Source organism: Streptomyces sp. NRRL S-646 (assembly GCF_000720765.1).
In the GTDB taxonomy this organism is placed as follows: domain Bacteria; phylum Actinomycetota; class Actinomycetes; order Streptomycetales; family Streptomycetaceae; genus Streptomyces.
This window is the reverse complement of record NZ_JODC01000013.1, coordinates 170,283-192,849: the sequence shown is the minus strand read 5'-3', so window position 1 is coordinate 192,849 and position 22,567 is coordinate 170,283. Positions and strand designations below refer to the sequence as shown.

General features: G+C 65.9%; 20 protein-coding genes and 3 pseudogenes. 10 read left to right on the top strand and 13 right to left on the bottom strand.

Annotation, left to right across the window (positions count from 1 at the left end):
• Positions 1-32: 32 nt before the first annotated feature.
• The 8 genes and pseudogenes from IH68_RS0133150 to IH68_RS0133110 all read right to left on the bottom strand — a co-directional run bounded on the left by IH68_RS0133150 (position 33) and on the right by IH68_RS0133110 (position 5,729).
• Positions 33-1,202, bottom strand: coding sequence for a site-specific integrase (locus tag IH68_RS0133150; RefSeq protein ID WP_030942366.1), 1,170 nt, complete (start codon positions 1,200-1,202; stop codon positions 33-35).
• Positions 1,202-1,390: a helix-turn-helix domain-containing protein gene (locus tag IH68_RS0133145; protein ID WP_030942365.1), complete on the bottom strand. Its 189-nt coding sequence runs from the start codon at positions 1,388-1,390 to the stop codon at positions 1,202-1,204. Before IH68_RS0133145 ends, IH68_RS0133150 begins: the two co-directional genes overlap by 1 nt.
• Complete coding sequence (locus IH68_RS0133140; RefSeq protein ID WP_030942364.1) at positions 1,387-2,688, bottom strand: replication initiator; 1,302 nt, start codon at positions 2,686-2,688, stop codon at positions 1,387-1,389. Before IH68_RS0133140 ends, IH68_RS0133145 begins: the two co-directional genes overlap by 4 nt.
• A 145-nt stretch (positions 2,689-2,833) precedes the next feature.
• Positions 2,834-3,076, bottom strand: coding sequence for a SpdD protein (locus tag IH68_RS0133135; protein ID WP_234341695.1), 243 nt, complete (start codon positions 3,074-3,076; stop codon positions 2,834-2,836).
• Between the two features lie 109 nt (positions 3,077-3,185).
• Positions 3,186-3,377: a mobile element transfer protein gene (locus IH68_RS0133125; RefSeq protein WP_030942362.1), complete on the bottom strand. Its 192-nt coding sequence runs from the start codon at positions 3,375-3,377 to the stop codon at positions 3,186-3,188.
• A 15-nt stretch (positions 3,378-3,392) separates the two neighbouring features.
• Complete coding sequence (locus IH68_RS0133120) at positions 3,393-4,019, bottom strand: DUF2637 domain-containing protein (RefSeq protein ID WP_030942361.1); 627 nt, start codon at positions 4,017-4,019, stop codon at positions 3,393-3,395.
• Positions 4,020-4,103: 84 nt separating this feature from the next.
• Positions 4,104-5,370 (bottom strand): annotated as a pseudogene (locus IH68_RS50405) (FtsK/SpoIIIE domain-containing protein).
• Positions 5,370-5,729: a hypothetical protein gene (locus IH68_RS0133110; protein WP_030942359.1), complete on the bottom strand. Its 360-nt coding sequence runs from the start codon at positions 5,727-5,729 to the stop codon at positions 5,370-5,372. The pseudogene IH68_RS50405 and the gene IH68_RS0133110 overlap by 1 nt, the downstream one beginning before the upstream one ends.
• 184 nt (positions 5,730-5,913) lie before the next feature.
• Between IH68_RS0133110 and IH68_RS0133105 the strand changes: the two genes are divergently transcribed.
• A complete protein-coding gene (locus tag IH68_RS0133105) occupies positions 5,914-6,276 on the top strand; it encodes a hypothetical protein (RefSeq protein WP_234341688.1) in 363 nt (120 codons plus the stop codon).
• A 22-nt stretch (positions 6,277-6,298) separates the two neighbouring features.
• On the opposite strand, the gene IH68_RS0133100 is transcribed toward IH68_RS0133105, so the two are convergent.
• Positions 6,299-7,090 (bottom strand): GntR family transcriptional regulator, encoded by a 792-nt coding sequence (locus IH68_RS0133100; protein WP_030942356.1) that lies wholly within the window; start codon positions 7,088-7,090, stop codon positions 6,299-6,301.
• A 109-nt stretch (positions 7,091-7,199) separates the two neighbouring features.
• On the opposite strand from IH68_RS0133100, the gene IH68_RS0133095 reads away from it, so the two are divergent.
• The 3 genes and pseudogenes from IH68_RS0133095 (at position 7,200) to IH68_RS0133085 (ending at position 8,357) form a co-directional block, all read left to right on the top strand.
• Positions 7,200-7,607, top strand: coding sequence for an NUDIX hydrolase (locus IH68_RS0133095; RefSeq protein WP_037885683.1), 408 nt, complete (start codon positions 7,200-7,202; stop codon positions 7,605-7,607).
• Between the two features lie 46 nt (positions 7,608-7,653).
• Positions 7,654-7,977 (top strand): annotated as a pseudogene (locus IH68_RS50400) (ATP-binding protein).
• Positions 7,977-8,357 carry a hypothetical protein gene (locus IH68_RS0133085; RefSeq protein ID WP_030942353.1) on the top strand — a complete coding sequence of 127 codons (381 nt, stop codon included), beginning with the start codon at positions 7,977-7,979 and terminating at the stop codon, positions 8,355-8,357. The pseudogene IH68_RS50400 and the gene IH68_RS0133085 overlap by 1 nt, the downstream one beginning before the upstream one ends.
• A gap of 510 nt (positions 8,358-8,867) precedes the next feature.
• Here the strand turns inward: IH68_RS0133085 and IH68_RS0133080 are convergent.
• Positions 8,868-9,065, bottom strand: a complete 198-nt coding sequence (locus IH68_RS0133080) for a hypothetical protein (protein WP_030942351.1) — start codon at positions 9,063-9,065, stop codon at positions 8,868-8,870.
• A gap of 100 nt (positions 9,066-9,165) precedes the next feature.
• On the opposite strand from IH68_RS0133080, the gene IH68_RS53825 reads away from it, so the two are divergent.
• Positions 9,166-11,898, top strand: coding sequence for an XRE family transcriptional regulator (locus IH68_RS53825; RefSeq protein ID WP_234341694.1), 2,733 nt, complete (start codon positions 9,166-9,168; stop codon positions 11,896-11,898).
• A 77-nt stretch (positions 11,899-11,975) separates the two neighbouring features.
• Here the strand turns inward: IH68_RS53825 and IH68_RS56590 are convergent, their stop codons facing one another.
• Positions 11,976-14,561 (bottom strand): tetratricopeptide repeat protein, encoded by a 2,586-nt coding sequence (locus IH68_RS56590; protein WP_159403758.1) that lies wholly within the window; start codon positions 14,559-14,561, stop codon positions 11,976-11,978.
• A gap of 192 nt (positions 14,562-14,753) precedes the next feature.
• Between IH68_RS56590 and IH68_RS0133065 the strand changes: the two genes are divergently transcribed.
• The 3 genes from IH68_RS0133065 (at position 14,754) to IH68_RS0133055 (ending at position 17,116) form a co-directional block, all read left to right on the top strand.
• Positions 14,754-14,936, top strand: coding sequence for a hypothetical protein (locus IH68_RS0133065; RefSeq protein ID WP_030942347.1), 183 nt, complete (start codon positions 14,754-14,756; stop codon positions 14,934-14,936).
• A gap of 549 nt (positions 14,937-15,485) precedes the next feature.
• Positions 15,486-15,770 carry a hypothetical protein gene (locus tag IH68_RS0133060; protein WP_159403757.1) on the top strand — a complete coding sequence of 95 codons (285 nt, stop codon included), beginning with the start codon at positions 15,486-15,488 and terminating at the stop codon, positions 15,768-15,770.
• 428 nt (positions 15,771-16,198) lie between these two features.
• Entirely contained in the window at positions 16,199-17,116 is a 918-nt protein-coding gene (locus IH68_RS0133055) for an NADP-dependent oxidoreductase (protein ID WP_030942342.1), read from the top strand.
• A gap of 709 nt (positions 17,117-17,825) precedes the next feature.
• Here IH68_RS0133055 and IH68_RS56585 read toward each other — a convergent pair.
• Complete coding sequence (locus tag IH68_RS56585; RefSeq protein ID WP_159403756.1) at positions 17,826-18,104, bottom strand: hypothetical protein; 279 nt, start codon at positions 18,102-18,104, stop codon at positions 17,826-17,828.
• Between the two features lie 182 nt (positions 18,105-18,286).
• Here IH68_RS56585 and IH68_RS53820 point away from each other — a divergent pair.
• Positions 18,287-18,406, top strand: a pseudogene (locus IH68_RS53820) (transposase family protein); the annotation flags it as partial.
• A gap of 2,037 nt (positions 18,407-20,443) precedes the next feature.
• Here IH68_RS53820 and IH68_RS0133045 read toward each other — a convergent pair.
• On the bottom strand, positions 20,444-21,352 hold the full coding sequence (locus IH68_RS0133045; protein WP_030942340.1) for a helix-turn-helix transcriptional regulator: 909 nt from the start codon (positions 21,350-21,352) through the stop codon (positions 20,444-20,446).
• Positions 21,353-21,569: 217 nt separating this feature from the next.
• Between IH68_RS0133045 and IH68_RS0133040 the strand changes: the two genes are divergently transcribed.
• Positions 21,570-22,547, top strand: a complete 978-nt coding sequence (locus tag IH68_RS0133040; RefSeq protein WP_030942338.1) for an aldo/keto reductase — start codon at positions 21,570-21,572, stop codon at positions 22,545-22,547.
• Positions 22,548-22,567: the final 20 nt, after the last annotated feature.

Sequence of the window (22,567 nt, the reverse complement as noted above, 5' to 3'; positions counted from 1 at the left end):
ATTCCTGAGTGCCTACGGCGATTCCTGAGTGCCTACGGCTTCCGCGGATCCGCTCCGAAGATGCCGTCCATGACGACGGCGCCGGTCTGGATCACGGGCCGGATCTGCTTGCGGTAGACCTCCTCGGTGACCGCCGTACCAGAGTGCCCGACGAGCCGGGAGATCTCCTCCAGCGGGACGCCACGGTCGGATAGCAGAGACACGAAGCTGTGCCGGAGCTCCCGCGGAGTCCACTCGTCGGCGTTCATCCCGTCGATGCCCTTGAGCGCCTGGCGGAAGGCGCGGCGGACGTTGGCAGCGTTGAGCGGCTTGCCGACGGCGGAGGAGAAGACGAGCCCGTGTTCCTCCCACGCCTCGTCAGCGGCGAGCCGATCCCAGCCCTGATCTTCGAATTGCTGCCAGAGAGCCTCGGCGCAGCGCGCCGGCAGGGCGAGCGTGCGCCGAGACTTCCGAGTCTTGGTGTCCCCGCTGCGTCGAACCGAACGCCACACGGCGATGTGGGGAGGCTGCGGCGGGTCCATTTCGGGACGGCCCTTCAGGAAGACGTGGTCCCAGGTGAGGGCGCGCAGTTCCTCGGTGCGAGCACCTGTCAGCAGCGCGACGACGATGTACGCGTGCATCGAGGTTCCTTCGGCCCCCTTGAGCACCGCCTCAGCCTGGGCGAAGGTGAGCGCCTTGGAGGGACGCCCCGCCTGGCCCTGAGGCACGGAGCACAGTTCGACGACGTTGCGCTTCACCTTGTCCCGCGCCATGGCCCGCTTGACCGCACGGTTCAGGTAGGAGTGGAGGGACTGGAGAGTGCGCGTGCTGAGCGTCCTGGCCTTGATGGCAAGCCAGCGGTCCACGTCCTCCGCACTGAGGTCGCGGAGCTTGCGTGCGCCGAGCGACGGAATGACGTGCTTCTCGCTCAGGAGCGTTGTGGTCTCGACGGTGCTGGGGTCGAGGCCGGCCAGGCCGTAGGCGAGCCAGTCCGTCACCGCGTCCTTGACCGTGTAGTTGGTCGGGGCGATGGCAAGGCCGTCCTCGTGGTCCCGCAACACCTCCTTCAGCTTGTTTTTCGCCTCCGTCTTGGTCTTGCCACTCCCCCGTTTCACGATCCGTTTGCCGCTGGGATCAAAACCGAGATTCGCCGTGGCGATCCAACGCTGTCTCTTCTCGTCCCAGTGCAGGCCGCCGTCACCACGGCTACGACGCTTCGACATCAGGCCGCCTCTCCCATCTGACCCCGGATGAAGGCACGTACGGCGTCATCGGGGATGCGGCGGCAGCCGTCGACCTTGATGGAGACCAGGCGCCGGGTACGGATGAGGTCGTAGACCTTCGTGCGACCGACCTTGAGCCGCGTCATGACCTCCGGAACGGTGAGCAGTTCGGGCGCGGCCGTGGTCATGCGGTGGGCTCTCCTTCTGTTCCGAGGGCGGGTTCGAGGGATGCGGCGAGCCAGGCTTCGGCGGAGGACAGGCCGGTTCCGGCGAAGACCCAGTGCGCGAGGACGTACGTGGTGTCGGTGGCGCGTTCGGGTTGTGCGGCAGCTACTTGGGCGCGGCGCCATTCGGCGCGGGCGTCGCGGAGGGTGCCGAGGGTGGTGGAGTAGCGGCGGGACTTGGTGGAGAAGTGGCCGCGGAAGCCGAGCATGTGGGCCCAGGCGCGCAGGCGGGGGTGTTCGAGGCTCTTGCGTGCTCCGAGGTCCCAGGCGGTTCGGATCAGGCGGCGGGCGTGGTCGCTGATGTCGAGTTGGGCGAGTTCAGCCGCGAACTTCAGGGGGCGGTCGAGAGCTCCCGTGGCTGTCTCGGCGCCCTTGGTGGCGTACTTGGCGATGTACGCCGCTACGGCCCGCTCGGTCAGCTCCTGACCGTCGTTGAAGTCAGCGGAGCGGATGGTACGGACGTCGAGCTGACGGCCGAAGTTGAAGGTGTGGGTGCGGCGGTCGACGGTGGGGCCGTCCACGCGGACTTTGCGTGTGGCGGCGCGGATGGCATCGGTGAGCAGGTTGGCGGTGGCCCAGGGTGGAGGCGGGGTGTCTCCGCCAGTCGGTCCGTCGATGCGGATGACGGCGTGGAAATGGACGGCGCCGCGCTTTTGGTACTCGGCGACCTTGGCGAAGGAGACGCGGGCGTGGTCGCGGAACCGGCGCTGGGACAGGCCCGCGCGCTTGGCGACTTCCCGGCGCAGGTAGGTCGAGAAGCGCCGCCACAGGGCTCCGGCGTGGGCGTTCCAGAGCACGGCCGCTTCATAGTCGTAGGTGTCCGGGTTGAGCGGGGTGCCGAGGGCGTCGTCCTCCTGGTCGTGGTGGACGCCGCACCGGCAGGTACGGCCGCTGGAGGGGCGGTTGTGGACTGGACCGAAGCTCGGAGCGGTGAAGGTGGCGAACACTCGGGGGTGGGCCGCGACGTGTTCTGGGATGCCCTTGCCGCCGCGCAGCCCGGAGGTGATCAGGTGGAAGGTGTCGCGGCGGTAGAGCTCCGCGCACGCCGGACAGCGGGTAGTGCGGCGGTTGTTGCAGCGGACGAGGAGTTGGCCGGCGGGAAGGTCGGTCGAGTCGAGGTGGTGGAGGACGGTGCCGATCTCGCCGGTGGTGGTGTCGACGTCGTACTCGGTGCGGTGGCCGTCGAGGCGGATGGGGTGGGTGCAGCCGCCGAGGGTGGAGAGCTGGCGGAGGATACCCGGGAGCGTGCCCTGTGCGGCCAGGTTCGCGACTTCCGGAAGGGGGGCCGGAGTGGTGCGGGTGAAGATGGCGGTTCTCCTTCTGGCTGGCTCGGTCGGGAGGAACAGGCCCCGGGGCGGCGAGATGCTTGGTCGTGTGCCGCCGCCCCGGCGGCCAGTGGGCGCGGGGTCAGCGCCGGTTGTGGTCGCGGAGCATGGAGCGCAGGACGGCGGCGGCCACTGCGACGGAGATGGCCGTGACGGCGACGGCGGCCAGCAGCGCGGTCAGGACGACTCCGCCGACGAGCACGACCGCGACCGTGTTCTTGTCGATCGAGACCGACGGCAGGGAGCGCTGTACGGACGCCGGTTCGGTCGGGGCGTGGGTATGCACGGGCGGCGGGGTGGAGAGCCAGAAGCCGAAGAGGGCGATCAGGACGACGACCCAGGTGCGGACGCCGAGGAACTTGACCGCTCCCCAGGCGAAGAAGCCGAGGACGAAGACGAGCGGCAGGCTGACGGTCACGGTCTTCCGGGTCCTTTCAGCGGACGGGGCAGCGGTGGGTGCGGGCAGCAAGTTCGGCGGCGGCGCGGCTGTCGTAGTCGGCAGAGAAGCCGCAGCGCGGAGCGGTGCAGGCGGCGGTGTGCTTCTCGCGGCCCCGGCCGTCGTAGGCGGTGGCGACCTGGACGGGGCCGATGCGGGCGACGTCCCGGAAGCGGCGATTGGCGGGCATGGTCAGTCCTCCTGTTCAGGCGAGTTGTGCGGCGATGGCTTCAGCCATGGGGGCCGGGACGCCGAGGCGAGCGCAAAGGGTTGGGGTGTCGATCGGGTTGCCGGTACGGGTGTGGTGCTCGGCGGCGACTTTGCGCGCGTGCTCGACCAAGGCGGCCGGGACCGAGATGGCTGGACGCTCGGGTGCCTCGATGGCGGGGCGGGCGAGTGGTTCGGGGGCGGGTTCTTGGTCCTCGATGACGTCGACGTCAGGCTCGGTGTCGTTGTCCGGTTCCGCTGTTGGGACGGAGTGGGCAAGGAGCGTTCCGCCGAGGAAGGCGACGGCGGGCCAGCCCGCGACGAGGATGCGAAGCCAGGCCGGCACGTGGGTCATGTCGAGCAGTCCGGCGGTGGCGACGTTGGCGCCGAGGGACGCGGTCAGGGCGATGACGAACCAGCACCAGGAGGACGCTTTGCCGCCCCCGGAGCGCAGTCGGCGCCAGGCGGCGACGAGCAGCAGGTCGACGCTGATGGGGTAGGCCCACGCTTTCCATCCGTCCTGTCCGGCCGCCGCAGCGATGTCGTGCAGGTGGGCGAAGGACAGCGCGGCGGCGATGAGCGCCTGGACGAGTACCGCGTCGACGCGGGCCAGCAGGGCGCGCATGATGCGCCTCCTTCCGGGATTCGGGCATGGCGGGGGTAGGGACGTGGCGTGAGGCGGTCACGCTGGCCGGGGTTGGGTGGGAGGTCAGTCGGTCACCGGGCGTGGCTTGACGACCGGGGCCGGGGCCTCGACCGGTCGTACGGGCGCGTCGGGCCGGAAGGGCTTCAGCGCGGGCAGGTCGGGGACCAGGTGCGCGGACTGTCGGCAGATCTCGGCGGCGTCGCCGAGGGAGAGGTAGGGGGTGCGGATGCGGGACCAGCCCCCGGATGTATCGCCAGCCACGGCGAGGCCGGGCCGCTCGGGGGCGATGGCGCAGGCCGCCATGACTGCTTCCGGGGCAATGTCGCCCAGCGCCATCTTGGCGGAGGCTTCGTCGTTGACGCGGTGGCAGACTCGGCCGGTGAGTTGGGCTCGGAGCATGGTGGCGCCCTTGCCGAGTTCGGCGCCGAAGCGCTGCCCGCACACCTCCAGGTAGATGCCGGCGGCGCGGCCGAGCTGGGCGAGGCGGATGAGCTGGGTGACCATCTCGTCCCGTCGTTCCTCGTCCTTCTTCGTGGCGACGAGGAAGAGTTCGGCGACCTCGTCGACGAACAGCACGATCGGAGTGGGGCGTTGGTGCTCGGGCAGGCCCCAGATGTCGGAGGTGATCTCCTCGTCGGGGGTGTCCGGTGCGATGCCCTGCCGGGTCTTGATCAGGTCGTATCGGTCCTCCATTTCCTTGACGAGCACGGGCAGCAGCTCGGCGGCCTGCTCGGGGTCGGTGGCAAGCGCCGAGAGCCGGGCCGCGAACGGCGCCAGCTCCACGCCCCGCTTGCAATCAATGCCGACCAGGGCGACCGACTGCGGAGCCAGACCGGTGATGAGGTGGCGCAGGTACATGGACTTGCCGGACAGCGTGGCGCCGAGGGTGAGTTGGTGCGGAATGGTGCGGTAGTCGCGCACGAACGGCATGGCGTCCTCGGGTGGTGACGTACACGGCGTGAACGCCCCAGGCGTGCCGCAGCCGTTCGGCCGAGGCGGCTACGTCGGCGGGTTCCTGCCCCTGTGCGAGCCGGAGCCGTATCCGCAGCCCGGTCGAGGTGGGCCGGATCAGGCCCCGGCGCGGCGGCACGGGCCGTATCTCACGGTTCGTGGTCGCCTTGACCGCCAGGACCCGCAGCCGGGACGGCGCCACGGTCAGCCCGCAGGCCTCCATGACCGAGCTGTACGAGCCGAGGAGCTTGGCGGTGGATATCGGGAGGCCGACGGTGGACCAGTACACGCCCGGGTGCTTGGCCCGGGTGTAGGCGGCCCCGCCGCCGAGCGCGGCGAGGGGACCACCCACCTCCAGGATTGTCGTCAGGTCGGACATCAGGCGGCTGCCTCCGTCGAAGCCGCCGGGAAGGCGGCCGGGGTGACGGCGGCGGCGCGGAAGGCGATGCCGTGCCGCTGCTGCCCGTTGAAGACGCTTTCCCACGGCCGGGCGACCAGTCCCGGCAGCGAGACCGGCGCACCCAGCGCCAGCCCCTCGGAGACACCGCTCTCCGGAACCGTGACCTTGATCAGCGAGGACTCGCCGTCCTCGATGTGGACGACGCCGATCGTCATCAGCGCCTCACCGCTGACAGCGTCCTTGGCGATCTCGCCGGTCTGCCGGTCGCGGACCTTGGGCTCGGGAGCCTCGGTCAGCAGGATCGTCGCGGCCGAGGTCTCAACGCGGATGGTACGCAAGGAACTTCCCCTATCTACTCGTCTATACATGTAGCGCCCTGCGAACCCGCTCCCGGGAACGCGTGGACCACTATGCCTCACAACTTGCCCACTCGTCTATACGAGTATGCCTGTTGGGGTGTACGAGTTCGGGAAACGCCCCGTGCACCAGGCCGGTGTCAGACCCTTGCGGCATGCTCTGCCCATGCTGATTGCGACCAACAGTCGGGGCCACGTGCTGAAGCGCCCCTCGAAGCCGGCGATAGGCACGATGCTCGCCAACCTGCAAAGCGGCGACCACATGATCCTTGAGCGGCAGGACGAGAACCGCGCGGGCCACTGGTACGTCCAGGTCTGGTTCCGCGACAACAACACGTACCAACTGGAGTACCGCGACGGCGTTCCCGCGGAGCACTACCAGACGCAGACGGTGTCGCAGGACAAGGTCCTGCAAGCACTCCTCGACTGGGTGGCCGACGAGCGCGCCTGGCGGGAGGGCTTCACGTGGACCAGCATCGGCCACTGGTTCACGCCAGAGCCCGAAGTTGAGGACGATCCGACCGCCTAGTACTGCGCCGCCGCCCATGCGATCAGGTCGCCGGGAGCTGGTACGACAGTACGTACGCGTCAGCCGCCATGACCGTGTCGCAGACCTCGACGGCCCGCCCCTCGGCATCGAAGGCGGTCCGGATGAGGTGAATGACCGGCACGCCGGAGGCCAGCCGCAGCGTCTTCACCTCGGCGGGCGAGGGCATTCGGGCCCGGATCTCCTCCTCGAAGTGGTCGAGGCGGTGGCCCAGTTCTTCGAGACGGGCGTAGATGCCGCCGGGCCCGGGGTTGGGTTCGGCGATCTGCGTACCGCGGGCGATGTCGAGCGGCAGGTAGGAGGTGGCGAACTCGACCGGCCGCCCGTCCAGCAGATACCGCCGCCGCCGGGCCAGCACCCGCCGCACGGACCCGAGCCGGGCGGAGACGTCCGGACTGGCCTTCTCCTCCTTGACCTCCAGCGAGTCGACCTGCGGGTGACTGCCGGCGGCGTCGGCCTCGACGATGAAGGCGGACTTGCCCTGCTCCCGGTGCCGCCGTGCGAACCGGTCCGAGGCCAGGCGTCGCACGGGTGGCCGGGGCCGCACGAAGACGCCCTTGCCGTGCTCGGCATGAACGAGCCCTTCCCCCTGAAGGATGGAGAAGGAGTTTCGAACCGTCATACGGGATACCCCGTAATGCTCGACAAGGTCGGCTTCCGAGGGCAGCTTGTCGCCCTCGTGAAATCGCCCGCGGTCGATGGCCTCGCGCAGCTGGTCGGCGATCTGCCGGAAGACCGCACGATCACTCGTGGGGTCGAGGTCGCCGAGGAGGCCGGAAGGAAGAGAAGGGCTCACGCGCGTACTCCTTTAGGTATCTAGACGTGTGGGCGAGTCTTGTTGCTACGGTGGAGAGCCTAGCCAGCCGAGAGGGTCGAGGAACGTGAGCATGGACCGTCCGCACTCCGTGAGCGTCGCCGGAGTGATCGTCGACGCCCACAACCGCGCCCTCCTGATCCAGCGCCGCGACAACGGCAAGTGGGAACCCCCGGGCGGCGTCCTCGAACGCGAGGAAACCATCCCCGAGGCCCTCCAACGCGAAGTCCTCGAAGAAACCGGCATCAAGATCGCCCTCCCGGCGACCCTGACCGGCGTCTACAAGAACATGACGGGCCTGATCGTCTCGCTGGTCTTCCGTTGCCAGGCCGCCGACGGCACGCCGACCACCGGCGACGAGACCCGTGCCCTGCGCTGGGTCACCCGTGAAGAAGTGTCCGACCTTGCCGACGAGGCGTACGCGATCCGCGTCCTGGACGCACTCGACGCGGCGTCTCCGCCGGCCATCCGCGCTCACGATGGCGTGAAACTCGTCTAGTCCGAACCCGCTGCACATGGCGGCCTACCAGCACGAAGGAACTTGTATGCACGAGTATACGTGTACAGCCCGGGTCTGGGGGCTCACTTGCCCAGGATTTCCGGAAGAGGTCAGCCGGGCCCGCCGCTGGACCCGCGACATCCTGCGCGGCTCACCATTGGCGGAGGACGCCGAACTGATCGTGAGCGAGCTGAGCGCGAACCAGCGGCCGGGATTCCGGCAGCTTCCACCTGGCGCTTGCGGTATCCGCCGGGGTCTGGGCATGGTCAGCGCGATCGCTCACCGGGTCGTGGTCCACGAGACCGACGGCGGCCACACCATCACCGCGGAGCTCTTCTCGGACTGCTCCTCAGGAGGTCACCCGTGCTGATGGACAAGCCCCTGCCCGGCTTCTGGTGCGAGTGCTCGACTGAAGACCTCACCGACACCACGGGACAGCCGACCCTCCGAGCCTCCTTCGACGCCTACACCGTCCCCCAGGCAGACAGATGGGTCGCGATAGCACTCCGCACCATCACACCAGCCCTGGACCCGGACGCCTCCGACAAGGCATGGCACTGGCTGTACTTCGGCCGCATCAGGACCAGACGAGCCCTCCTGCGCTTCGAGCCCTGCACCGTGTCAGTGACCCAAGCCGACACCCGCATCACCTGGACAATCAGACCCGTGCTCTTCCTGCCGCTCGCACACCGCCAGAGGGCCGAACTTCCAGCATGCGCATACGACTTCAAGCCCCACACGTCCGACTGAGTTACAACTTTCTCTACGGGTTCAAGACCGGCTGCGCTCCGCTCCGCCGGACGGGCTCCCGGCTCCGCCGCCCTTCGCGCTCATGCCTTCGGCCCGCGCTACGGGCGCTACGCCTACGCCCGCCCATGTGGTCGGCGCCAGGGTGGTGAAGCGGACGATCACGCTGCTCGGCTGGCGGTCAAAGACGGTGCCTCCGGCGGGGGATCGGCCGGCACCGGGAGCCGGGGGAGCGCTGCCGGGTGCGGATCAGGGAGTGGTTGCGGGGAGCTCCCATCCCGTCCACCGTCGACCCAGGCGAAGCCGAGCAGACGTGGCCCCTGGTGTCCAGGTCGTTCGTACAGTGGCGCGCTCCACCTGGACACCAGGGGCCACGCCCGCTCCACATCCGTGTGGGTCGACGGCGGACGGGATGGGAGCTGGGGGGCGTGTCGGTACGGGGCCGTCTGCAATCCATGCGAGGCGAGGCGTGCCAACGCTGACAGATGATGACAACTAGTCACGCGCGAGTTTTCACAGGACGGTGGACAGCGCCGCAGTGATTGCGGCCGCGAGTGTCAGTGTGCTGGCGAAGGCGACGGCGGCTCGGGTCAGAGCAGCGGGGTATGAGGCGCCGTCAAGGCGGGCGAGTTTGCCCGCGCCAGCGGCAGTTAGCAAGGCAAGGATCAGGATCAGCGCGACAGCGATCAGCAGGATGAGAAGGCGGGACATGACAGCAGCTCCAAGAAGGCAGAGGGGCGTTGACGTGTCCGAAGGTCGCGAAAGAGGTGTTCGCCGTGGTTCAGGCGGTGGATGATGAACATCGTTGAACATGCAGGGCGAAAGGGCGGCGCAGGTGAGGGGCCGAAGTCGAGAGCGCGACGAGGCGCTCACTGAGATGCGCAGGCAGCTGGAAGATGGGTTAGCACTCGCTCGCCTGACAAAGACGCAGCTTGGAGCCCGCGCAAGGCTGAGCCGCACTACGGTTCAGCAAGCGTTTAACACGAACGCACCTGTGCCGACAGCTGAAACCATCGCAGCTCTCGCCCGAGCGCTGGATCTGTCAGACGTCGAGCTGTTGCGCCTGCGCCGAACAGCTGCCGGGGAAACGAGCGTGGCTCAAGAGATAGCCGATGTGCTGGGCAAGTCCATTCGAGACTGGAATGCGCATGACCTGGAGGTACATCCGGCAGGGCCTGGAACCGACCGCCACCAAGTACCCGTGCTCTCCAGCTACATCCCTCGGGCCCACGACCGGATGTTAGAAGATACGGTCAGCGCGGCTATGGATGGGCACAGCACGATGCTGGTGCTTGTCGGTGAGTCCTCGACAGGCAAGACGCGAGCATGTTGGGAGGCTGTGCAGCCACTGGCGGCGAAGGAATGGCGGCTGTGGCATCCGTTCGATCCTACGCGGGTGGAAGCTGCGCATGATGCGCTTGCGCAGGTGGGACCGAAGACTGTCGTGTGGCTGAACGAGGCCCAGCACTACCTTGGCGATCCCGCCCTAGGTGAGCAGATCGCCGCCGCTATCCATGCGCTGCTCACTACCCCCGCACGCGGCCCAGTTCTAGTCTTGGGCACACTTTGGCCTGAATACGAGCGCCAGTACACCTCCCTGCCCGCAGCTGGCCAGCGAGACGACGCGCACAGCCGGGTCCGAGAACTCCTGGCTGGACGCACCATAAGCGTCCCAGAATGCTTCAACGCAGAGGAATTGGCCACCGCCGCTCAACTAGCGGGGGCTGGAGACCAGTTGCTGGCAGACGCTCTAACGCGAGTCGACAGTCATGGGCGAGTAACTCAAGATCTGGCAGGTGCTCCTCAGCTGCTTCGATGCTACGAAAGTGGCTCCCCTGCGGCTCGGGCACTGCTGCAGGCCGCGATGGACGCGCGTAGGCTCGGATTCGGCCTCCACCTGCCTCAATCGTTTCTCGTGGACGCCACAAATGACTACCTAAACGATGTTGATCACGGCAACCTCGCCGAGGACTGGGTGGAATCAGCGTTTGCTGAACTGACCAAGCAAGTGCACGGGAAACAGGCTCCACTGCGTCGTGTTATGAGCCGCCTGTCTGGCGCACTGCTCCGCGAGGAAGGGCCGGGTTCCGATCTTGAACCAGTTTTCCGTCTGGCGGATTATCTCGAACAATATGGACGGAAGGCCCGACGTCGTACGTGTCCACCCGCCTCTTTCTGGCAGTCGGCGCACACTAACCTCACGAATCCTGCCGAATTGAAGCGGGTTGCGTATGAGGCCCATCAGCGATACCGCATTCAGTGGGAACATCGCCTAATGCGACGTGCCATCCGCCTCGGCGATCCAACGGATCACCAGAGCCTGGTTGTGTGGCTAGACGGAGCCGGAAGGCATGAGGAGGCTGAGTCAGTCCTAAGGCAAGCGGCTGAAACAGGTGCTCCGCAGGCCCTTACCGATCTGGCTATCCGGCTGATGAATGCTGGTGATCATCAAGAAGGTGAACAGCTGCTGCAGCAGGCGTTCGATGCAGGCAACGTAAATGTGTTCAGCATGCTGGCCGAGCGCCGCAGGGAGGCGGGAGACCAAGACGGGGCTGAATCCCTAGTCCGGCGAGCCGTTGACGCAGGTCACCCTTCTGCCTGGAGGACCCTGGCCGAGTGGTGTAGGGCGGCAGGGGATCATGAGGGGTCCGAAGCCCTTGTCCAGAAATTCGCTGATGCAGGGAAACCTCAGGCTCTAGTGCTTTTGGCTGAGTGGCGTAGGGCAGCAGGTGATTTCGAAGGGGCCGAATCTGCGGCTCAGCAAGCCGCCGATGCTGGCGATATCGAGGGAATTAGGATTCTGGCTGAATGGCGCGAGGAGGTGGGAGACCGTGCTACGGCTGAGGCGCTAGCGCAGCGAGCGGCTGATGCTGGAGACCCACGGGCCCTCCTGATGCTGGCTCGCCGATATGAGGAGGCCGGCCATCCGGAGGAAGCCGAGAAACTAGCCCGGCAAGCTGCTGCGCTTGATTCGACATATCTGGAGGAATTGTCCATTCGGCGAGAGAGGGCGGGAGACTGCGAACGAGCCGAAAACCTGGCTCGGCAAGCTGCCGACGCTGGCAATTGGAATGCCCTGACACTCCTGGCCGTCCGGCGAGAGAAGGCAGGGGATCACGAAGGAGCCGAAACCCTGGCCCGAGAGGCCTCTGCCGGAAATCCAAATGCGCTGACTTGGCTGGGTTTTGAAGCCCTGCAGTGGCGAATTGAGCGGGGACAGAAAAGGGCTGAATCACTATTTCAGCAGGGTGCCGATGCAGGGGACCCGTCCGCCATGAACGTTCTGGGAGGCTGGCGGGAAGAAGCGGGAGACTCTAAGGGGGCCGAAGAGCTGGCATGGCAGGCTGCTGACGCTGGCACCCCCGATGCTGTGGCGCGCCTGGTGTCCATTCGTAAAAGCGCTGGAAACGCTCCAGGAGCGTACGCATTGGCTGGGCAAGTCGCCGACGCTGGACATGCCCACTTGATCAGCAGCCAGCTACTGAAAGCATGGTGGCCCTACGGGATCGACCCCGACGGCACTCCAGCAGCGCCATGGCAGTGATCGCAATTGGAGCAATCAAGTGATGTCAGAGATAATACAAGCCGCCGCCAAGAGTGGGGTGAATTGGAAATTATCACTCATCGTGGCAATAATTCCCGCTGTAGCCTCCATTGTGGCAGCCATAATTGCAGCTCGTGCCGCCAAACTCGCCAAGAGGGCGGAATTGTCCGCTCAACACCTGAGAGACCTTGAAAACAGAATATCGGAAAAGAAGTACGTCGGGCGGACACTTCTGGGTGCCACCACGCCTCCGCCGCCGCGAGTAACTGCAGAGACTGGCGGGCGAGCGTTTCAGCCCTCTCTCGATGCCCAGCCTCCTCCCATCTCAGCGCAAGATCCCACATCGGATAAGACCACCCATCCGCGCCGGCGGTCTGTTGGACAAGCCGTTCAGCGCCATAGCGATCTCCGGTTTGCTCTCGCGCCCACGTCAACCAGGTCACAGCATCTAAATCCCCGGCGTTGGCGGCGGTGCGATACAGTCGCTCAGCTTCACCCCTGTTGCCCGCTTTCTCACGATCCCGTGCCAGATCCCATAGGGCTAGCTGCACTGGTGTTTTGATCGCCTCTTCAGCTTTCTCTCGCTTGTCCTGCAGCGCATGCCTTTCCATCCAGCCTTCTAGCAGGTGCATGAGGCGTTGGGCTCCCTCCCAATCCCCAGTATCTATCCGCTTTATCCCCAGCCGAACCACAGCCCAGTGCTCTCCAGCGTCGGCAGCTAGGGCGATAAGCCGTTCGGCGTCCTCTTGGTTGCCTGCCTCATCCCGCCTGCTCGCCAGCCACTCGAGTCCGTACATCGCCGGACGCGGCTTGAGGGTCGCGGCCTCAAGGGCGAGGCGTTCGGCTTCGTCTGCATCACCTGCCTTGTCGCGCATCAGCGCTAGTTGAGACGTGAGCCATCCGCGGTCGAAATGGACGTTTGCCAAACGGAGAAGCCGTTCGGCGCCCTCCAAATCGCCCTTCTCTTCTCGCATCCACACCAGTCTTCGTAGAGAGTCTGCGTAACTACCGCGGCGAGCAAACCGTTCGGCCTCCCTCCAATAGCCGGCCAGCTCCGCCGTTTCCGAAAGCCACGCCCAAGCGACACGGGAGCCGCCAGCGTTGATGGCAGCACAAAACAGATGCCCTGCATGGCGGAGTCGGTACCGGCGGCGGGCAGCGTTACCTAGGCGACTCAACTCGATCTCGCTCGTGAGGTGCTGGGATGCGGCATCCCAGAAGCTGCTCGGAGGGCAGCAGCGTTGCCGGGTATGGCGGCCATGCTGCTGGAGGTAGTCAGCGAGAGCGACCACATCGGGCAAGGCACCCATACCTGAGGGGCGAGGTACGTCCTGAAGCGGCTGCGTAGTCTTTTTGATGATGGTTCGGGCGTGAGTGAGAGCGCCGTCGAACCAGGTGTCGGGGTCAGCAGAGCCTCGCTCGCTGTCAGTGAGGTAGCCAGGTGCCGCATCGCGAAGAAATGCCAGTGAAAGCGGCGCCGTAACACCGAAACGGTGTGCGTCCATAGCCACGCTGATCAGGGCCTTGCCATATATGCCGTGTTTGCCGTCGGGACGCTCATAGTGGGCCACGAGGTCGGGGCCGGCTGCGAGGGTCTGGGTGATGCGGGTGCCACCAGCCTCAAGGGCGGCGGTCAGCGACGGGTCGTCGGTGGCGACCTGGCGGACGGCGTCCAAGTGCTCAGTGAAAGCGTCCGGGAGATGGATGTAGTGGGCTTGGGCTAACAGCGACCGGGCTTGCTTGTGGGGGTCATTGTTGCTGGAGCTGGACGCAGTGGTGAACTTCTTGTCGTGGTCGGGCCATAGGGTGGCGAGTGCAATGAACGGGCCGTCCGCGTCGAGGCGGCGAAGCAGTCCGGCCGCGGCGGCCTCGCCAACGGGGCCGTCCAGGTAGTGCTGGGCCTCATTCAGCCAAAGCACGGTTCCCGGGCCCAGCGCGTCCGCAGCCAGAATGGCCAGCAGACTGTCGGCGTCTGTGGGGAAGAGCAGTTGGAAATCATTCGGCAATACTGTGAGGGCCTCCACAGCGGTACGAGTCTTGCCTGTACAAGACTGCCCGCGCACCACCACCAGTAGCGACGCGCTGTCGGCCACTGCTTTCTTGAGTCGTGCGCGCAAGCGGTCGTCATGAGGGCGCTTCACGTACGGCGGTAACACGAAGTCGGCGACATCCGGCATGACTAGGTGCCCAGAGATGGCGGGGTGCACTCCAAGCCGCTGCGGGGTCCAGGAGCGTATCGGGCGGGCACGGTCGGCCAGAGCTGCCTGCCGCGCCCGTCGCTCTTCGTCCAGGAGGGCCTGGCGTGCGCGTTGTCGTTCCGCGCTCTGTTGGTTTACCTGCGTGCGGCGCCTCTGTTCGCCCATCCATGTCCGGCGCCAGCGGTCTTCGGCCAGCAACTCGGCGACCGTCTCGCCACACTCGGCATCTGCCGGCGTATCCAGGATGCGAACTGCCTCCGTGCGGATCTCCCGGAGCACGGCCAACAGTGCCTCCAACCGCTGAGGGAAGCGCTCCCCGCGCAGCCACGCGCCGATCGTGTCCCGTGACCCTGGTGATTGCGGAATCTTGGACAGCGCATTGTCCGACGGCCGACCGCCCAGCCGCTCGCGCTTTAGCACACCTATCCGTCGCAAGTCCTCGAATATGTTCGGCGTCTCGCTCATCTATCGCCCCGCACGCGCCGGTGTCCGGTTAGGACATCACAGGACAAGAAGCCCGCAGGCCCGCTGCCAGCATCCCAGCAGCCCACGTGTCCAACTGTGTGTCATGCAGCGGCAGGACACACCTGCGGACAGGCAGTGTCCCTTCCACCTGGTCCACACAACGGACGGGACCACTAGTTCAGGGAGACCGCGATGTCTACGCTCCAGGTCCTGATGCTGCTGCTTGCGCTGTCCGTGGCTCTGCACATCGGCTGCGCTGCCGCCTTCATCGCTTGGCGCTTAGGCAACAACCCCGTGAGCGCTCTACTGATCGGCGGCAGCACCTTTGGTACCGCCTGCGCCTTGTACCTAACAGCTGTCAGTGCCTACCACTGATCGCATCCTAGGACCACGGGCTTCAAACTCTGCGGCGTCGTTCGCATGCGCGCGATTATGCGGCCTGGGCTCCGGCATGGCTGCCGACATGTAGGCCGTGCCCATGGTTGGTTCAGAGAAGTGACCAGACCGAAGCTGATCGCACCTGACCAGATGGTTCGGGGCATGGCACAACCTCCGCGAACACCCCGAGCACGATCAGTGTGGGATCTCAAGTTCGGCTGCACAATCTCACGGCCCGCTTCATATCAACTGCACTTGTGAAGCGGCGGTGAGACACCGCAGGTCAGGGCAGCAGGGACACGGACACCTCGACGCCGCGTGACAGCAAGGGCACGCTGGAGCGCTGACAGCTCAGCCCTGGGGGTGCCGATGGAATGGGTCTCACTGGCAAGCACTGTCGTCGGCGGAGCAATTGCGACAGCATCGGCCGGAATCCTCGATCATCGCCGGTGGAGACGCGAACGAGGCGACCAGCACACCGATAGCCGACGTTCTCTCTACGTCTCATACCTCTCCGCTCTCGCATCGGCTCGACACGCTTGCCGTGTGACCGTTCGTGAGCCAGTGCCCGACCCTCAGCAGCGCAGACGTGCAGTGTGGGAACCATTCGAAGCCTGCACAAGCCTGCGATACGAGCTGTCGATCTGCGCGCCGCGCTACGTGGTCGAGAAGTCTGACGATTCATTCCGCCGGCTACGCGACCTGCGCGACGTGGTCGCTGACGGATTCAGCCGGGACAGCAACGAGTACGTCACCGGGCGACATCGCTACGACCGGGCGTACCAGGCCCTTCGGGATGCCATGCGTAAAGACCTGGGCGCCGATGTCTAACTTCACGGCAGGGCAAACCGCCGAGTCGCTGAGAGTGCCCCTCGCTCCGAGGAAGTGCACTCATCTCTGAGACTGGCCCCGGCCACCACGGCTGCGCTGCGACGACACAGCGGAGGTCAAAGCACGGCCGTGTGCAGCGGACGGCGCGAACCTACAAACAGCTGTTGGGTCTTACGGCTGATGTCGTAATCGCACGAGCCGTGTCGTACCGATGTCGTATACGACAGAGCCGTGAGACTAGCGCGTGGGTGGGTGTTGCTGCCCTGGGTGTGTGGTGCTCGTCGAGCTCCGGTTGGACTCGACGCGTTTCAGTGGTCCATCCGTCTGTGGTGACGGATCTTGTTGCCGTTCCTCTGTGGGCTAATCAGCCCACTCCATGGCTTGGGCGGCACACAGAGCCGGCGAGCACGAGATATACGGAGGTACCAGTGAAGGCAATCGTCGCGACGGATCCGGCCGCGGAAGCAGCCGGGATCACACTCGCGGAGCGGCCTGAGCCGACGCCGGCGATCAACGACGTCGTCGTTGAAGTCCATGCGTCGGGCTTCGTCCCCGCGGAGTGGGAGTGGCCCTCGACGTGGGTCGATCGCGCCGGTCGCGATCGAGCCCAGGCGATCATCGGCCACGAGTTCGCCGGAGTGGTCACCTCCCTCGGCTACGGCACGACGGGGCTCTCGCTGGGACAGCGGGTGTTCGGGATCACGGACTGGCACCGCGATGGAACCCTGGCCGAGTACGCGGCCGTGGAGGCACGCAACCTGGCGCCGCTGCCGGGGAACGTCGACTTCACGGTGGGTGCGAGCCTGCCGATCTCCGGCCTGACCGCGTGGCAAGGTCTGTTCCAGCACGGTCGTCTTCAGGCGGGGCAGAGCGTCCTCGCACACGGCGCCGCCGGCGCAGTCGGGTCCGTGGTTACGCAGCTCGCCCGGGAGTTCGGCGCCTACGTCATCGGTACCGGGCGGGCGTCGGACCGCCAGGCGGCGCTCGACTTCGGCGCGAACGAGTTCCTCGACCTCGCCACCGAGGATCTCGACGACATCGGCGGGGTCGACGTGGTCTTCGATGTCATCGGCGCTGACATCCAAAGGCGCTCGGCGAGAATCATCCGGCCTGGCGGGACGCTGGTGTCGGTGGTCGGGCCTGTTGAGGCTCGCCCTGTCGACGGCTTGGCGGTCGACTTCGTCGTCGAGTCCGTTCCGAGTCAGCTGGTGGAGATCGTTGACCGGGTGCGGGACGGGCGCCTTCGCACGCACATCGGAACCGTCGCGGCCCTCGACGACGCCGTCCCTGCGCTCAACCCGACCGAGCGGCGCAAGGGCAAGACCGTCATTCGCGTGCGCCCCTGAGCGCCCTGGAAGGGGCCAACAGCGGTGGTGGGCTGGACGATCGCTGACCTGCCCGGTGTCGGACGAGGAAATGCCACGGACTTGAGACTGATCATGGTGACACGGCCGTGAGACGACCAAGAAAGCCCAGGTCGCAAAAGATTGACATGTCGGACGCGGCGAGACCCTACAATCAGCCTATGAGCCCCGGGGCGCTGCGGCATCCTGGCGCGGGCCGGTTATCCACAGGCCCGCACGCCTGCTCCGGCCACGTATGCCGGCTGGGATGTCGCCCTGCGTCCCGGGCCGCGGTGGTGGGTGGCCTTCGCCCTTGGCAGCCTGGGCGGCCACCTGTCACGATCAAGCTGTGGTCAACCTTGCAAAGATCGCGGGGCGGATACACGAAACGGTCTGCCGACTCCTCGGCAGACCGTTTCGAAGGACCGCGTTGAACGCTCAGGGTCACACGTTGCCGCCACCCTGAAGGGTGAATATGCCACCTATCCCGTCATCCCGAACGCATTGGACATTTACGCGGTAGATAACCTTGAGCTGCCCCCCTTCAAGGTACCTTTCCTTCGTTTGGTGGTCCACCTTGAATGCACCGATCCCCACAGGGTCCGCCATGATCCACTGCGATCCGTGATCGGTACCCGCAAAGTCTATGTTGATGCCCGTATCGTTCGGTGCACTTAGGGAGTATCTCCCAACTCCATTGAACGCCATAACTTCATCCCTCTCCTGGGGTAAGGCTGCCATCCCCGCTTATTCGCCATCCGAGCACTCCCCTGAGCATCTCATCATGTGAAGACGCGTCAAGGGACTCCGGAACCTCAACTTCGTGAATCCTTTGCCCTTCCAGCGGGGTGATACTCACGGTGAAACCGTCTTCAGTCTGGCCGGTCACCGTTGCACCGATTACCGTCCCGTTGCGATTAGTAATTACAGTCAGGGTCTGGGTTCCCATGTTCGCCAACACCTCTCTGAAGATGAAGATATCGCCAAGCATTTCACTGAGATTGACAGCAGGCGAGAGCCTCGGTGGCGAGGTCGCAAAGAGCAGCGAACCGTCCTCTGCGCTAGCTTTTCTCGCAGCGGAACTGAATTCTGATCTCGCAGAAGAGGGCTAGTTCCAGTTAAACAGTGTTGCGCCCTTGTCGCATCTTGTGTCCAGGCCCCCGAGCAGCGTGACCGTCTGAGCGCGCGGTGGTGGCACTGGTGTACCTGCGCGAACACACCACTCTAGGGGAGATCGTCGGCGGGTTCGGGATCAGCGAGTCCACCGCCCACGCCTACACCAGCGCAGTCATCCACCGCTGCGGGACCGTCTGAGGGCGTTCTTAATGCCGCCGTAATGTCGTCTCGAGATGCATCCATATCGCGTTTGTGGGACTCTGAATGGACTCTCCCGTATGCAAGAGTCCACCCGTAGCGGGCAGGACGGCATCTCAGGGACGTAGGTCAGATTTCCATGCCCCAGTGAGGCGCCTCAAGTTTTTTAGCAGTACGCATTCGGTCAGGCGCTCCCATGCGAAGTCATTACGCAGCCTTTCTCGCTGCAGTGCCGCTCTTCCTTTCGGCAGCTAACGCAACAGCCGCGCCTCCGCGAGAGTTCATATCACCATCGACCTACTTCGTAAACAAGGCGTCCGGTCGACCGGCAACAGTGCTTGGCCACCTGGCTAGCGCTGTCAAGAGGCCTGCGCTGGCTGACACCAGTAGCTGACACCAACAAGTACGAGCAAGGGCGACCAGCATCGAACCCGGGCGGGCAGCTAACCGGGCGCAATATCCACATCAGGCAACAAGGAGAAATAATGGCCAAGAAAAAGATCAACGTCGATGACCTGCTCAGCCGACAAAGCGCACTCCCCCTCCACGCCATCATCAAGCCCGCCGCGGCCGACCGCGTGATAATCACTCCGGTAGTTGCGGGAGGCGGATGCGCATGCGCACACTCAATTGTTGTCGAAAAGGCAGACGTTGAGTTCGTAACCCCAACTGGTGACGTATACAACTGTTGCGGCGAAAAACTGCTTGTGGCGGAAGTTGAGTTCGTAAACGATACAGTCGCGGGAATCTTCCGCCAGTTGAGCGAACGTGCGGGAAGAGCCTCGCAAAGAGAACCCGTTGCACAGTCAGTCTGGCGAGGAAGTTCTGCTCGCGCAAGGCGGCCATCCGCTCCTGCGCAACACGACGTAGAACCCTATACTTTTGACGACTGTATGGCCTGGTTTCACCAGTGCATGCAGGACTGCGAGTTTGCCGGCCCTTATAGTGATTGTGCAAATACGTGCCTAACCAACCTGAGGATCTGTCAGATCCTTGCGGGGTCTGGCTACGGACCTGGGACCTACACTCCCGGGGAATGAGCAACGGTAGCGGGACAGCGGGGAGATGCTCCGGTCGATGTTCCAGCGCTCTTCTTCCCCCACTGGTAGCTGTCCTGGACAACTACCAAGGGTCGTCCTGACGGGTCAGTCCTGGGGAGTGCGCGGGGAGTGGATCAAGGAAGCCGTACGGATCGCCACCCACCGGAACCAACTCGTACCAACGCCCTGACCTGCACAGGAGCCACGCGCTCCTGGTCAGCGATCTTTCCGCACATTATTCGGGACGAAGAGGTCGTGGGTTCAAATCCCGCCACCCCGACGCTGGTCAGAGGGCCGAACGGGGGGGGCCAAACGATGTTGATTCTGCCCGGGATACACACTGAAGACAGGTGAATGACTTGCTGCCCTGTCGCGCCCTGACGAGCTAGATCATCCAGGGGGCACCGGCATCGAGTGGATCGCAAGCGCTCCCTACAAGACGGTCGCTCTCCATACGGTGAGCGTCATGGCTCTATTGCTCGTGCTTGACGTCTTGGCTTACCTGGGTGCCGGATTGGCGCGGAAAGACGGCATTGCGCACGGCGAAGCTCGCCTACGGTTGATCAGACTTCAGGTCAGGTGGGGTGACGAAGGCGATAACAGCCCAGAACAACACGCTGTTTGCAGAGAGTTCACCCGGTAATCAAGTCCCATAGCTGCATGGCCTGGGATCCCCGTGCCACAGGGGAGGTGCGCGTGTGCACCCGCACCTGGTACATCTGCCGGGGTCGTGGGGGTGGGCGACCTCACGCAAACCTTGCCCGACGAGGTCAGGACGATCCCGCGAGGCCCGCCTTCCGTACGCGGAGGGCGGGCCACTTCTTTGGCATCTGAGAGCGCGCTATGAGATTCGGCCCACGGCCTCAGCGGGGGAACGCCCCCGAGGACCGCTCGCTCAACCCGCGCGACGAGCCTTGTCGACGGCCTTCACCGGATGGGGGGTGACAAGGCCGGGGCTGCCGGGGGTGCCTGCTGCTTACGACTGCTGATCGGTGGCCCGGGGGGCGGATGCCGGACGTTCGGCGGGCCGTGGTGCGGTCATGTCGAGTAGGAGCAGAGCGTCGTGGTCGGGGGTGCCGGGTTCGGCGGTGTAGACGCCGATGCGCTGGCCGGGGGTGCCTTCCACGTGCAGGGACTGGGATGTGAGGGTGAGTGTGCCGACCTGCGGGTGCTGGAAGATCTTCTGTGCGGGCTTGCGTCCGGTGACCTCGTATCGTTCCCACAGGCCGGCGAAGTCGGGGCTCTTGAGGAGGAGTTCGCCGACGAGGTTGGTGAGGTCGGGGGCGTCCGGGGCAGTGCCGGCAACGGCGCGCAGGCGGGCGACGCAGGCGGTGATCTGCCGGTCCCAGTCGGGGAAGAGATCGCGGGCTGCGGGGTGCAGGAAGAGGTAGCGGGCGAGATTGCGGTGCTTGACGGGCCAGTCGTCCAGGCCCGCGTACAGGGCGAGGCCACCGGGATTCCAGGCGAGCATGTCCATGCTGCGGCTGATGACGTAGGCCGGGTTCGGACGCAGCGACTCGAGCAGCAGCTTCAGATGCGGGCGCACGGTGCGACTGGGCGCGGGCGGGGGTTCGGACACGTAGCGGGCGGCGCGGGCCGCGAGCTCGCGCAGGTGCTGGTGCTCCTGGTCGTCCATGTTCAGCGCGCGGGCGAGGGAGTCGAGCACGGCCGGACTGGGACGGGTCTCCTTGCCGCGCTCCAGACGGACGTAGTAGTCGATGCTGATGCCGGCAAGGGTGGCCAGCTCCTCGCGGCGCAGGCCGGGAGTGCGGCGTACGCCGGCGCCGACGGTCAGGCCGACGTGCTCAGGGCTGGTCTGGGTCCGACGGCCACGCAGGTAGCGCCCCAGCTCGGCGCCCTCGCAGTGCGCGCTCTGGGATGCCATGGCTCCAGTCTTGTCCGGTTGGTGCCCGCAGTGCAGGCGTGAGGGGGGCCCTGTCATTACCCCCGAAGAGCCCGCCCTGCCACATCTCCGCAATCCGGGCGAAGGTGAATGAGCAACACGCCGGTACCCCGGCCCCTACCCAGTCACCACGGGCGCGACCCACCGGGCCGGGCGGGAGTGGGGGTGCCGGGTACGCCATGGATCGAAAGAGGGCGAGATGCGGTACATCAAGCTGCGTGACCTGGAGGTTTCCCGGATCGGTCTGGGTGCGATGGGTATGTCCCACGGCTACACGGGCTCCGGCACCGACGACGCGGAGTCGATCAGGACCGTGCACCGGGCGCTGGAACTGGGCGTCACGCTCATCGACACGGCCGAGATCTACGGGCCGTACACGAACGAGGAACTGCTCGGACGGGCTCTGAAGGGGCGCCGGGGCCAAGTGGTCCTGGCCACGAAGTTCGGCCTGGTCTCGCACGGCGGCGAGGGCGCCTGGAACCTGGACTCCAGCCCGGCGAACATCCGCACCGCGGTCGAGGGCTCCCTGAAGAGGCTCGGCACCGACCATATCGACCTCTACTACCAGCACCGCGTCGACGCGAACACGCGGATCGAGGAGACCGCCGGCGCCGTCAAGGAGCTGATCGCCGAGGGCAAGGTGCGTGCCTTCGGGCTCTCGGAGGCCGGCCCGGACACGATCCGCCGCGCCCACGCGGTGCAGCCGGTCACCGCGGTCCAGTCCGAGTACTCCCTGTTCACTCGCGGGATCGAGGAGAGGATCCTGCCCGTGCTGCGGGAGCTGAACATCGGGCTGGTGCCGTTCTCCCCGCTGGGCCGCGGCTTCCTGACCGGCACGGTGCGCTCCACCGACGAGTTCGACGAGAACGACTTCCGGCGCGACAACCCGCGCTTCACCGGCGAGAACTTCCAGCACAACCTGGCGCTCGCCGACGAGGTCAAGGCCCTGGCCGACGAGGCCGGTGCCACGCCCGGGCAAGTGGCGCTGGCCTGGCTGCTCGCCCAGGGAGACGACATCGCCCCGATCCCCGGCACCAAGCGCGTCAGCCGGGTCGAGGAGAACATCGCCGCCGACGCCGTCACCCTCACTGCCGAGCAGCTCGACCGGCTCTCCAGCCTGCCGCCCGCCGCCGGCGCCACCCACACCGAGGCCCAGGCCCGGATGCTCGAACGCTGACCCGCGCCCCGCTGCGGCCC